The following is a 13,520-nucleotide window of genomic DNA, read 5'->3' on the forward strand; positions in this document are numbered from 1 at the left end:
CACCGCTTTCATCCCTGAACCTCTGCTGTATAGAAAACTCAATGCCATGAAAGCATTGAGAAAATATTGAAAAGATGTGGATTTATTAAATACGTTAAAACGACAAACCGACCCGGTAGCCCACCACCATCGTGTCGGGCTGCAACCATGCCGGGTAAGAAATCGGCCATCCTACCGTTACCTGCTGGCTCAGCCAGCGATTGGCGACGGTGACGCCAACGGCCCCGCCCCATAGCGACGCCGCTGTCGAGTCATCCTGTTTATGGTTGTAGAGATGACCGCCATCGACGGCCCCCATGAAGGTGACACTACCCAGCAGCGGCAGTTGCCATACCTGCCAGTTCAGTTCGTTACGCCAGTAAGCGCCCCGGTTGCCGGAAGTGTACTGCTCGCGGAACCCGCGCACGGAGGACTCCCCGCCCAGCGTCAGTTGCTCGCTACCATAAAGCGCACGCGCCGCGTACTGGCCGTACAGGCTGCCAAGGTAGGTGATGCTGTCGGTAAGCGGGTAGTAATAGCTGGCCGATAATGTCCATTTGTTGAACTCGGCTCGTGGTTCGTCGGCGCTTTTATCGGTGTCGGTTTCTGCACCAAGCCAGCGCACACCGCGGTTATACATCGGGTTGAAAGTTGCCAGCCCGCCCCACAGTTTCTGACTGTGATTGACGCCAAGCGATACACTACTCAGCTTACGGCTGCTGGACGATAACAGCGCACCATTAAGATAGTTATTACCGGTACGCTGGCTAAATGTGCTGACAATAGCGGTTTTCATGGTGCCGTTGCGGAACACGACGCGAGAGAGTGACAACCGATGGGTATCGCTGTCACCGGTGGAATGCCAGGGGAAATCACGGCTGATAAACGTATTGCGATAACGGCTTTGGGAATAACTGTAGCCCAGGTTCCAGTAGCCATAGGGCATAGAGAAACCGGCCTGTAGGCTTTCTGCATCATGGCTGGTGGCAAAGCGGCTACTGTGTCCTGCACTGATAAACCACTGGTCGGCCACGCCGAACAGATTATCCAGTGCCAGGCTGCCGTTGAGCTGCTGCTCACCGGTACTTTTTTGTCCACTGTTATCGAAGGTAAGGCCGCCGGTGAACGGCAGATGAGCCTCGCGGGTCAGATTCACCACCGAATACCCCGGCTGGCTGCCCGGCAGAATCTCGATAGTGACCTGCTGGGACGGCATACGGTTCATCTGTTCCATACCCTGTTCGATATCGCGCAGGTTTAGGATCTCCCCTTCCCGCGCTGGAAACGCCGTGCGGGTCATCCGTTCCGTCTGGTTGTTGATGGTGATCTTTTCCAGCCGTCCTTCCAGGATCTCCAGTTGCAGTACACCGCCCGACAGATCCTGCTCACTCAGAAACGCCCGGCTGGTGATGTAGCCGCGCTGGATATACCAGTTGCTGACGTCATGCACCAGTTGGTTGATCTGCTCAAGATTATTACAGCGATGAATATAGTCAGCCGTCAGCGCCATTTGGTCACGCTGGCTTAATAACGTGCTGTGATTAAAGCGAATTTCACGCAAGGTAAAACAGGGGCCTTGCGGCGCGCCGTCCGCTTTCAGCGGTGCCTGCACGATATTATTCAATTGCTGCAACGCTTCCCGCTGTTGGCGAGAGTGTTCAATCACTTCCGACTGACGTTGCTGGGTTTCGTTTCGCTCAGCCGGATCCAGCAAAGCGGAAAATACAGAAGCGGTGTAACCAATGAGGGAAAAACAGACGATCAGGCCAGTTTTCCTGCGACTGACAAACATCATGCACATCCATGTAATAGAAACAGAGGGTAAAAATTGGCGAAATAATAATGTGAATTCCTTTCGAAAACAATACAAATACTTACAAATGGCTTAGCCAAACACACAGCAAAATATACGTAATGTATTGATTTTAAATAAACAATAAAATTTCCACAAAAGAACAAAAAGGGTAACTAACTTCATGAAATGTAAACACGAGAAGGAAGCCGCTATCGCGTTTGTGCCGCACAAAGAAAAAGAGACAGGCTTCCCTGTCTCTGTTTTCTTTTCCGCTTTATCGGGCAACTATGCCTATCAGGCGTGGGCCAGCTTACCCAGCGCCATGTTGGCAATCTTGTCGCCGACGACTGCGGCATCGATACCCAGTGACGCACCACCCGCACCACGCAGGTTCAGGTTGGTATTGCCAGTATCACCCGCCACGGCGCTTTTGATCATGCCCAACGCCTGACGGAACTTGTCCATGCTGGCACCGGTCATACCGTCATCATCCGGTTTACTCAGCGCTTTAGCCCAGGATTTGTCGTCAGTTTTCGCTGAACTCCAGCCATCTTTCTGATACTGCGGCTTACCAAAAATTTCCGGATACTGATCCATAAACTGGCCGATTTCTTTAGCCAGACCACGGTCTTCTTTATCTACGAAATGACGGTTGTTGCCGTCAACATGGGTGCTGACATTGCTCAGTGCGTTCAGCGCCGCATTCTGACCCACGCCCATACCAATGGCGTTGCCCAGTTGATTAAATGATCCGGCACCGCTTAGGCCCTGCAAACCGCCAGCGCCCAGCGTCATCGGCGAAGAACCGCCCATGGCCTGACCCAGGCCGTTGCCCAGAATCGACGACAGCGCATTGCCGACACCTTTACCGAAAGCATCCATGTTGCCCGGCGTCATCTGGCTGGCATTCAGCATCGCGTTAGCCATCTGATTACCCTGATTGGTCAGGCGGTCAACCGTGTCTTTTCCCAGCAGATTATTCAGCGCATTTTCAAACATTTGGGACAGGGGGTCACTACCGGTTTTCGGCGGTGACAGCAGGTTGCCCGCACCCTGTGCGCCATTACCGAACGACTTACCCAGTTGGTTGCCCGCACCAAGACTCTGTTGCAGGCCGGAACCCAGCCCCTGCGCCATCGCACCGCCAAACATCATCGCAGTCAGCGCTGACGTCAGCTTATCAATGGTGCTGCTGAGTTTGTCTACGCTGGAACCCAGGGATGATGTCGCGGCGTTAAGCCCCTTCAGTCCCTGAGAGCCCAGACCCAGGCCGGAGACGCCCAAATCACCGCCGATGTGCGCTTTGATCGTAATTTGCATAATTTCGTTTCCTCATTCATGTCAGGTGTTCGCTAAAGTATCTGCAACGGATGCCCGCTCCGATCCCGATGCGGGCATCATGATGGATACTTGTTACTGAGTGACGCCCGCGGCGAAACGGTTCCCCGCGGATGCCGGTTTAGCGTAAAAAACCGCGCGTCATCTCAATGACCGGGCAATCCCCACGCCAGCTTGCGGACGTACCACGCGTGCCGCCGAGGCGGACGGCAGCGTTAGCCCTGCCAGTTCAAACAGGCGCTCAACAAATTGCGGATAGGTATCGGGTGCCGCAGGCAGCGGCCACCAGAGAATCAGCACATCGCTGCCATTCAGGCACAGATGGCAACCATCGCACGCTATGGCCTGTTGATGACGACGCCCGAGCAGGCTGCGCAACATGCCGGGATACTGCTGCCCAGGTTGAATCTGCAACATCAGCTCGCGGCCGGTATCGCCGAACTGAAACACCAGATCAACGCCGGATTGTGGCGACCAGCGCGCCGCTTCATGCCGGTTCATCGCCGCCATAAACGCCGTAAGATTGTCAAAAATCGCGATACCGTCGTTCATAGCACGCTCACACGGGTAAAATCGGCAGCACCGGGGCGCATGTCCGTCTGCCACCAGATCACCATCTGCCGGTTATCCGGTTCAGGACGACAACTGACTGAATCACAGGCACTCAGCGGCGCTCGGGCGGCACAGGCGCTGAGCAGCAGCGACCCGCACAGCACCAGCAAGAGTTGATAACGCATGGCTTTTCTCCCTAAAGGCTATGTGGTAAATCGTCAGGGTTTAATCAGTGAGGCGCGTGATGGCTGCGCATTTTTAGCTGGCAGCAATGCCAGATACACTTCGGTGGATTCGCCAGGGGCCAGCGTGGTTTTCGGCCAGGCTGCGACGGCCAGCGTGCGGCTACTGGCACAGTTGGCTTCATCAAAACGCTGGGGACGCGTGCCGGTGTTTTTCACCACCCCCACCGCCAAACTGAGCGTCAAGTTGCTGTACCATTGATGACGATTGCTCTGATAACTCAGCGACGGCGACGTGCGGCAGAACTCCGACAAACGCGCCCCGTTGCTGTCGATGGTGAACCCAGCGGGCGTCTGGCCACTGGCCAGATCACGCATGGCATTCTCCACCATGCCGAACAGATCGGTTTTGCTGTTGCGCTGTGCTACGCGCCCCATCGCATCATTGAGCTGGCGACGGTTATCCGCCGACACAAATCGGGTGGGATCGTTCTGATCACCAATCAGGTGTGGAGTAAGAATGAATAGCCGTTCGCGGCGGGATACTTCGTGCTGGCGAGAGGTGAACAGTTTGCCGATCCAGGGAATATCGCCCAGCAGCGGTACGCGCTTATCACGATCACCGCTCTCTTCCACGTGGAACCCGCCCAGCACCAGCGCCCGGTTCTCGCCAATCAGCGCTTGTGTGCTGACGGTGCCGCGCTTCACACCAGAGGCGGTGCCTTCGGTATTGGTTTCCACCTGGCCGTCTTCAATGTCGATCACCAGTTGAATGCTACTCAGGCTGCCACGACCGACGACGCGTGGCGTGACTTGCAAGCTGGTGCCTGCTGTTACTGGCTGTACGTTGGCTACCCGTTCACCGGTGGCGGTGATGAAAGCGGTGCGGCTAAAATCGATCACCGCCGGTTGATTTTCCAGCGTCAGCACCGACGGGTTGGCGACAATCGACGCGGTGCCTTCACCTTCCAGCGCCTGTATGTCGGCGAAGAAGCGCTTGAAATCACTGACAAACAGGGTGCTGGAGCCGGACATCATGCTGGCACCACCGGTAACCGCCCCCAGTTTGCCCTGCCAGTTGGCCTCTAACCGTGACAGCGCGGTGCGATCAACATCCAGGATGATCGCGTCAATATTGACCAGGTTTTGCGGCACATCGATCTTGTCGATCAGTTGCTGATATTCATCCCGACGCTTTTCGTCGTCGCGAATCAACAATGCGTTGTTACGCACATCGGCTGAGACTTTGCCGTTAAGCTGATCTTTTCGCCGTGCCGTCGCCCCCGCGACGCCGCTGCTGCTGCGGCTTGCCAACCGCGCCAACATAGCGCGCGCATTGACTTCAATCGCCTGGCTGGCATCCTGCCCGCCGCCGCTGGCGGCTGCCATCGCACCGTCGCTGCCCATGCCACTGGCGGCGGCTGATGCACCAGCAGGCGTGTTGCGGCTGCCATCCATCAGTTCATTGAGGATGGTCGCCACACCGGGGATCACCAGACGCTGATCGCGATACTGGATAGTGCGATCCGATACTGAGGCATAACGCAGCGGAAAAATCATCACCTTGCGGCGATCTTCCTTGGTTTCGCGCTGCTGGCTGAAGTTACGGATCAGGTTGACGTATTCCGCCGGGCCGGTGACCAGCACCACTCCCTCTTCCGGCAGTTCCCCCCAACCGAAACGCGCATCCAGCAAACCAATGCCAGTCAGCGCCTGCTTCATGTCCGGTGCGGCATCCTGCGATACCTCAATACGCACCGATGCCTGCTCATCCTGCGGGCTGACGTACAACACGTTGTTGTAGACGAACCACTGAAAACGGTGCTCCAGCGCCAACCGATCCAAAAACGCCACCGCATTGTCGGCCCGAATTTTGGCCTCTACGTTGACGTCTTCAATGTTACCCAGCACCAGGTCGACGCCGTGGCTGTTGGCGAAATCCTGCAACACCGCCGACAGCGGTGTCTGTTCGGCGGAATAGGCATATGCGCCTTTGCTCCAGTCCGGCGGCGTCGCCGCGTGGGCGATGGGCAACATCCCCATCAGCACCAGCGACCAGCAAAACAGGCGGTAAAGGTTGAACAATAATGCATACAGCGTGTTACGCATGCTGATCTCCTTGCAAAAAAGCCAGTGTTTTTAGATTCAGCGGCGGCGGCGATGCCGGTCTGGCAAGCGGAGCCAACAGGCTCTGCCAGACATCCCGCTGATTAACCAGCGCTTCCAGTGCGCGACACAGCCGAATCGGGTCATCCGGCTCGCGTCGCATCAGTAACCATAATTGCTCGTCGGTGGCGGACCAGCAGAGTGCGGCGGCTTCCATGCCCAGTCGCAACACAGCGGCTGACGAGTAGCGCAGCGCCTTGTGCAACAGCCGGTCATCCACCTTGACCGACAGCGTGACGACGGCGGAACAGCCCACCCCGTCGTGATAACGGGTCAACGCCACCGGGCTGCCGTCAATGTGCAGCGTCAACTGGCCCGCCGCACTGTTGAGCCAGCGCTCGATGACCCCAATCAACTCAGTTGAAGTCATTGATGATGGCCTTCGCCAGACCGTGCTTGACGCTCAGCATCTGCCCGGCAGCCCAGTTGGCGTTCGAATAGTCCATGCTGGCTTCATAAAAGGCATAGGTATCCGCCGCGCTGACATCCCCCTCCGAGACGGTCAACGCCATCTCATCGAGCCGGGACTGCGCATCGACAAACGCGCCGTCTAACCGGCGCTGAATAGGTGAAGATGAAGACATGGTTGCTACTCCCGTTGATTGAGCTGGTATGGTTGGCCTGCAGTTGTGTGGCCGGGGAGTCACGGCGGTTCCATCGGGTAAAAGAAAGATGAAAAGAGGATGGGAAAATCGGTTTGTGGGAGACGATTGCGGTTAGATCAAGGTAACGGGAGAGGGTGAAAAAGCCACACCTGCCCCCGTCAATTAACGCTTAATTCGGCAACACGGGCGATTGATCAAGATGGTTGCGTCTGAATATCTCAACTCCTTTCTCACGCAGAGTATTGATCCATAAATCAGCCATCCAGGTGCCAATGCCAAAAAACTGCACCGCAGTTTCCCGCATCAGGCGATGCTCGTTGGCAATGGTAGTCGGCATCAGCGCGCTATCATCGGTATTGATGCATACGGCCAGCGGACCGGAACGTAATCCATAGCGGTTAAACTTCTCTCCCGGCTTTAGCCAATCCGGTTGCGGCGGATTCCAGCGAAACAGAGGGTGTTCATGATAGTACTCAAAGCGCCCGATATAGATATTTGAGGTCGGGCAGGCTTCAATCACAAGGCCAAGCCGACTGTATTTCTCCATCAGAAAATCCTGTATCGCTTCATACAGTCGCAGTTCGCCCGCAGAAACCCAGTCTTCAGAGTGACTCAGGGTGATCGCAAAATGTTCGCTCTCTTGAGGTAAGCAGTTCACCGAGATAGTGTGGTTTATCCTGTCCGCCTCACGTTTGGGCAAACCGCTGTCCAGATAACGGCGCTGCCAGAGGTTAACCACTTTCTCGTTGTCTTCATCAACCGATTGGCGGCTCATCAATAATTGTGCATCCGGCACCCACTCGGCAAACCTACCGACTTCACTTTGCATGGCGTCAAAATCAGGCCAGTTACGGCGCAGTCGCCAGGCATCATACAGTTGATTCGGGGTATAAATGTCGCCCAATATCCATTGCGACCAGTGATGGATTTTGTCACGCAATTCATGCATCACCGGAATGTGCTCTACCGTATGCCGGGACAGTTGCACTGCCTGATGATAGGCCCACACCAGGTTATCCAGATGCTGACCAGCGGTGAGCCAGGCACGCCGTTGGCGCTGCGCCCAGTGCTGCACATCCACCCCCAACGCCAGCCCGTGACCGATACGATCGCCTTCCCGCAACTGGCAGAATTCCACCGCTTCATCCATCGCCCGTAATCCGCTGAGCAGGTGGCTGTAATCTTCACCGGCGTGTACGGTAATAAACGGGCGTTTCAGACGCTGAGAAAACGGCATACCGGCGGGTTGTCTGGCGGCGCGCAACACCCGCAACACTGGTGCAAACACCTCGATGGGGAGCTCATTTTCATTGCCCGCCACATCGTAGCCACGCACCAGTTTGCGCACGTCAATTTTTCCTAGCGATGTACGGGTATCGCTTTCCTGCAAGGTGACCGACGTAGAAAAGTCTTCAAGCGCCCGGACTTGTTGCAGCAACTTAGCGCGGAAAGTGGTCAACCGTTTGTCATAGCGGCTGACAGCGGTTTTTTTCGGAAATCCGCGAGTAAAATGCACCACCAGATGCGCTTGTTCCGGCACATGCCAGCGCGCATGCTGGTCAAAAAAGTCGGTCAAATTGTGGTGATAAATATTGGGTTTGCGTTTATAACCGATGACCTCCCCCGGAGACACACGGTATTCCCGCGATACTGACGGGCTTAAATCATAACGAGGGACTTGCTCCCTGGAAAAGCGTTTATCCGCCCGCCGCACATCGGTGCCAAAATACTCGACAAATTGTCCCAAGCCCATCGCCGACACCACCATGTAGTTACGCAATATCATGCTGGCCCGAATCAGGTTTGACAGCACACTGTCGTAATCCGGCTGGGATGTGCGCAGCAACAGCCCGCTACAAAACAGCAGCCAGCGCTGAGCACCGGCGTGCCCCTGTTGCATCGCGGCATAGAGTAGTTGCTGTTGCGCACTGTCAGGTGGGGTAATCAGCGTGCTATCCCGCAGTGACCAACGCTCGCTTTCCGTCAGCGGCAATGCCAGTGATCGTGTCAGTATACCGAGATCAACCGCGTTATCTGCTGCTGTGCCAGAGGGATAAATCGCCGCCAGTAAACAAGCCACATAAGCCGACAGCCAGCGTGGCAGTTGCTGTTTCGATAACTGCTCACTTTCCAAAAGAGGGTATTCCTCGCGCTGCGGCCACCTAATATCTGGCTTCAGACGCACATCCCCCTCGACAAAACTCAGCATCGACAGCGAAGCATAACCGTGTCCGTTAAAATGCACATGGTTGTCGGCATAGTGGGTGTCACGCGAGTCATCAGGGAAGGCAAACGGACTCTGCTGAATCAGCAGCCCCACCAGTTCCCCTTCGTCCAGCACCCGCTGGCGCACCAGTTGCACATAAGCCTGCGCGATAATCCAGGCCGGGTCCAGCACCGAGCATAGCATCAGCCAGGCTTCCAGCCGTTCACGCCGCACCTCGAAACCGTTGCCTTGCCAGAGCAAAAACGCCTCCGCCAGTTGCCCCAGCAAAGTCATATTATCGGTTATTGCCATATCATCTGTTGACGATGACCTAGCCCAGCTATGCAGATTGTGTTCAATATCCTCATTACGCAGCCGCCCACCAAAATAGAACTGGTAATCCTTTGCCGCGCGCGTCAATAAACGCTGCTCTTCCTGTTGTTCAACATCCGGTGTATTACGCTGCCCGGTATGCTGTTGCAGATGAAAATAAAATAACCTGTCGGAAGCCAGACAGGCACAGGGAATTAACCAGCGAGGATCCTGGGTGTACATGGGTTAATCCTCTATCTCTTCATTTAACATCCAGTTAATGCCGTTATAGAGTCTTCCTATATATCCTCTCCCTTCAATTTCAGCAGCCGAAGACCTATCATTACTCTTCAACCAATCCAATCTATTGTAAATAACCCTAGCTTTTTCTTTATTTAAACGAGCCCAATCATATACTTCATTGGTAATGATCTTCTCCATCCCCGAATCTGTTAAATAATAGCTCCTCAAATCATAAATGCTACCTGATACTGACAAATCATCTAGCGATAACTCACTCGCGTCAATATTACCTTTAATGGGGAAACACAATTCATCAGACAGACTGAATACTGGATGATCCCACATAGCAGAGATTAACTTAACAAAAGGCTCATCTTTAGCCTCCGATACCAGCGCCCTCCCTTCTTTTGATATATTAAATATTCCTGAAATATTTCGAGAAAGTGTCTTATCTTTCTGTATGAAGTCATAAAGGCTTCTTACAGAGGAAGAGCGAGCACTGATTGCCACATTAGTATTAACTACATTTTTCCTGTCACGTAGAAAAGACACCAGTGCATTGATAAAGATATATTCAAATCGTTTAGCAAGATCCGATAAATGTTCATTACTGAATGCATCACTCTTATTTTCAGAAAAATTTCTGACAAGGATATTAATCTGAGAGAACACCTTGTTGAATACAGAGCTTAACAAAGGGACTAAATTTTTATCTTTTAAGGATTCAAATTTATTTTTATTAACCCACTCCTGAACATCTTCGAGTAATTTTCTTGACTCAGAAGCATAATCAATGAACTGTGATTCCGCATCATCTGAGTCATTGTTATCATCCTCATCAATGGCTTTTGTCTCATTCATCGCAAAGATGGAATAAAATGGTGCCCGTTGAAATATTTCCTGATTAATCTCATTAAGCCTGGCCTCCTCGGACAAATTTCCTGTCACCGCTAACATTGACCACATCAGCAGCTCAAATGCCCGACTAAAGAAAATGTGATATCCTCGATTCAATTGTTGGCTGTAATAATCATGATGGGTATAAACCACAATCAACGTACGATTATTATCTTTGTTTTCTGCACTTTTTTTAGTTAACCGAAGTCCATGCTTGATATATTCCAACGCAGGCATACTGCGAAGTACCGGCATGTTATCAGAAAACACGGTGTCCAGAATTTTCTTGTTAAAATCATCACCACGGTCACTCGCTTTTTTTAGTTCATTTATCCGTTCAGCCTGCTGCGAGTAAAAATTCTTTTTCGCCCAATAATAGCGCTCTTTTTGTAGTAAAGGATTAAAGGCAATCAGTCTGGCTAACGAAAACTCCTCTGGCTGTTGTGCGATACGGATATACAGATAAGACTCAGCGTTAGTCAACGCCGCCCCATCCTGTTTGGCTTCCGCCCAGCCACTAAAAGTACGCCATAGCGTTTCTTGGTTATCCTTCGATGATTTGAGCTCATGCGGCGGCAATAAGCGCACCAGTTGCGTCACTTCTCGGGCGTTGGCGGGCCGCGGCCAGTCCGCACTGCGTTCCAGCCCGTTACACAACGGATAAAAAATATCTTTAATAGCAGCGTCGTACTTGCTATAGGCTATTGACTCAGCAGATTCTTTATCCTGAATGACCAACTGCGGCAATAACTGATCGATGGGTTGTAATGGCAAGCGGGCGTGATGAGGAAACACCTTGGTGAGATACGCATCCGATAATCGTCCCGCGTCTTGTCGCCCTTCGCCCGCATTGCTGGCTTCTTTATTTTTGACTAACTCACCTTCAAATTGCATGGTCACCAGATGGCGATAGAGTTTGTCATCACCGCTGACCAACGGCAGCACCAACGGGCAGGACAGCAGGCAACGGATATCATCCAGCACCTCAAAGGCGTTGCTGATCTTCATATCCACATCGTCAATCGGCAGCACCAACGCGTCGCAGCCCAGCAATCTGACGCTGGCGATCAGGAACTGATGAAAATACTGTTCCAGATGGATACCGGAACGGTACTTCTGAATGCGATCAATGCCACGTAACTCTGCCAGCTCCGAGGGCTTGACCAGCGCGCCGGACAGGTCTTTTAGACTCTGATAGAAGTCATCTTTCGGTGCTTGCGAAATAGCCTGATTGGTTAATTTATCTTCCACCGCCGCGTATACCGAGGCGATGATCACTTCAGAAAACCGCTCATTAATATTGAGTAATGTCGGATCAATCACCGGCATAAAATGCAAGTTAGGCTTCTTTTCCTGCTTGTCCTTCTTTTCCTGCTTGTCCTTCTTATCGGTTTCATGCTGCCAAATTGCTTTGGCATTATTCAGAAATACCGTTTTCCCGGCACCACGAGCCCCGCTGATAAAAACAGCGTGATGATAACTGCTCAGCTTCTGATGCGTTTCTTTGCTGTCGGGTTGACATTGTTCTTTATAGCGATGGGCATCATTCCCCATTTTTTGGAGAAGAGCGACCAGCTTTCTGTTCGCCTGCTGTTGCCAAAGCTGGTTGCTGTCTGTTGTTTCCGCAAGAAAGTCGTCCTGATATTCCGGTAAATCCAGATTAAGAATAATTTCGCCCACAGTTAGTCCCATTTAAAATAATTAGTCAAAAAAGTATGACGCTCTATTTGTCGCTGTTACAGGAAGGAGACAAATAGATAAGCAGGATTAATGAAAATATCAAGCAGGAAAGTAAAATAGGCCGCTATCCCCGATAGCAGCCTGTGGTTTGTAGATTAAACCGAAGGAAGATTAAAACGCGGTCTTACCATATTGGTAGCGGTAAAAACGGCGGTACTCCGGTTTCTGCGGGTTATCCGTCGACAGTGTTTTCTGCAACGATTTGCCGCCGATAAGACCGGTAATGCCGTAGGACAGCAGGCTGGTCTGTTTGTCCAGCAGGCTGATCAGGTCGGTTTTCGCGCCAGCAGCAAGCTGGTCGAGATAGCCGTTTTCAATCTGGCTCAGCAGGCGGGCCGATTGCTCCCAGTTGGGGTCAAACGACACCAGCTGTTGCAAAAATGCAATCGGTGCCACGCCTTTGCCCTGATACAACGCGGAGATTTCATCCTCTTTGCTGACCGGCGCAGAATGGCGGAAACCGGCCATCACCAGTTTGGCACGTTTGGCCGGACCGGCCTGTTTGCCCATCTGCTCGGTGATGAAGCGATACCAGCGCGAATCGAAGGCAAAGCTGGAACGGGCATCGTAACGCGCGCTGTACACCAGCGTGTCGAACACTTCCCGCCCACCAAACCATTTGGTTTCCAGTTCGGCCAGGATCTGCGCGAGGGTTTTATCTTTGAGAATCGCATTAAACGCGTTGGTGTCCTTGTCGGAGTCTTGCTGCCCTTGCACCGGGTCCACCACCACCAGCCGGATGGTTTTCGCGTTGGCCCACACACCCGCCGCCTGGTTCTGCACCGCCAGATGGTACAGCTCGGCCAAAAACTCGGTTAAACCGACCGCCGCGCCGCGGCTATGCCCACCGACCACCAGTTGGTACTCTTTCAGCGTTTTCAGGTAATCCACCAGCGGGAACAGGCTGTCCAGCGTCACCACACCGGCACGGTCGTCATAACCGTTGACCTGATCGTAGAGCACGCCCAGCGTTTCGCTCATATCCACAAAGCTGCCGCCCCAGCTGGCGCGCTTAGCCAGCGCCTGGGTTTTGGTGAGCATGGCAGCGGTGCCGATGCCGTCAATGGCGACCACGGCGCTGAAGCCGCTGATTTCGACGTTAGCGAGAAAATCCTGTTTGGTGGTGCCGGTGCCGCAAAACCAGATTAGTACTTTTTCCATGTGTAACCTCTTGGTTTTAAATCGATTAATAACAGTGATATATCCGTTATGAACTGTAACGAATGCGAAGGTCGATATGCTGTGTCAGAACAATGTGAATTCAGGTCATAACGACGGCGAACGAGGACAAACTACCGGATAACAGCCGCTAATTAACGCGATGGAGGTTGTGTGGTCGTCGAGTGAGAAAAGGGCACCGAAACGCGAGGAATCAGTAGCGCCAGAGATGAGTCATGCCAGAAAGGCGTCACACCAGAGAAAGCGGTGAGAAGCAAAACCGTATTGTTCCTGCGATAGAAAAGCCAGGTAGACCTGCGCCAGCGCAAGACAAGCGCTTATCCACG

The 13,520-nt window shown here is 53.0% G+C and carries 10 protein-coding genes; all 10 read right to left on the bottom strand.

Annotation, left to right across the window (positions count from 1 at the left end; translation table 11 throughout):
- Positions 1-94: 94 nt before the first annotated feature.
- The 10 genes from OB87_RS06205 to OB87_RS06250 all read right to left on the bottom strand — a co-directional run bounded on the left by OB87_RS06205 (position 95) and on the right by OB87_RS06250 (position 13,176).
- The gene (locus tag OB87_RS06205; protein WP_033568575.1) at positions 95-1,771 is read right to left on the bottom strand and encodes a ShlB/FhaC/HecB family hemolysin secretion/activation protein; all 1,677 of its coding nucleotides are present in this window, start codon (positions 1,769-1,771) and stop codon (positions 95-97) included.
- A gap of 297 nt (positions 1,772-2,068) precedes the next feature.
- Positions 2,069-3,094, bottom strand: coding sequence for a harpin HrpN (gene hrpN / locus OB87_RS06210; protein WP_033568576.1), 1,026 nt, complete (start codon positions 3,092-3,094; stop codon positions 2,069-2,071).
- Between the two features lie 159 nt (positions 3,095-3,253).
- Positions 3,254-3,664: an HrpV family type III secretion system protein gene (gene hrpV / locus OB87_RS06215; RefSeq protein WP_033568577.1), complete on the bottom strand. Its 411-nt coding sequence runs from the start codon at positions 3,662-3,664 to the stop codon at positions 3,254-3,256.
- Positions 3,661-3,849, bottom strand: a complete 189-nt coding sequence (gene hrpT, locus OB87_RS06220) for an HrpT family type III secretion system protein (RefSeq protein WP_033568578.1) — start codon at positions 3,847-3,849, stop codon at positions 3,661-3,663. Before hrpT ends, hrpV begins: the two co-directional genes overlap by 4 nt.
- Positions 3,850-3,882: 33 nt before the next feature.
- Positions 3,883-5,955 (bottom strand): type III secretion system outer membrane ring subunit SctC, encoded by a 2,073-nt coding sequence (sctC, locus tag OB87_RS06225; RefSeq protein ID WP_033568579.1) that lies wholly within the window; start codon positions 5,953-5,955, stop codon positions 3,883-3,885.
- Positions 5,948-6,382, bottom strand: a complete 435-nt coding sequence (locus tag OB87_RS06230) for a type III secretion system chaperone (RefSeq protein WP_033568580.1) — start codon at positions 6,380-6,382, stop codon at positions 5,948-5,950. Before OB87_RS06230 ends, sctC begins: the two co-directional genes overlap by 8 nt.
- Positions 6,369-6,596, bottom strand: coding sequence for a type III secretion protein HrpF (locus OB87_RS06235; RefSeq protein ID WP_033568581.1), 228 nt, complete (start codon positions 6,594-6,596; stop codon positions 6,369-6,371). Before OB87_RS06235 ends, OB87_RS06230 begins: the two co-directional genes overlap by 14 nt.
- 190 nt (positions 6,597-6,786) lie before the next feature.
- A complete protein-coding gene (gene rdrB, locus OB87_RS06240) occupies positions 6,787-9,378 on the bottom strand; it encodes an antiviral RADAR system adenosine deaminase RdrB (RefSeq protein WP_033568582.1) in 2,592 nt (863 codons plus the stop codon).
- Positions 9,379-9,381: 3 nt separating this feature from the next.
- Positions 9,382-11,955 (bottom strand): antiviral RADAR system adenosine triphosphatase RdrA, encoded by a 2,574-nt coding sequence (rdrA, locus tag OB87_RS06245; RefSeq protein WP_235425246.1) that lies wholly within the window; start codon positions 11,953-11,955, stop codon positions 9,382-9,384.
- A gap of 171 nt (positions 11,956-12,126) precedes the next feature.
- On the bottom strand, positions 12,127-13,176 hold the full coding sequence (locus OB87_RS06250; protein ID WP_033568584.1) for a hypothetical protein: 1,050 nt from the start codon (positions 13,174-13,176) through the stop codon (positions 12,127-12,129).
- Between the last annotated feature and the right edge of the window lie 344 nt (positions 13,177-13,520).

The sequence above is a fragment of the Dickeya undicola genome (assembly GCF_000784735.1).
GTDB classification, from domain to species: Bacteria; Pseudomonadota; Gammaproteobacteria; order Enterobacterales; family Enterobacteriaceae; genus Dickeya; species Dickeya undicola.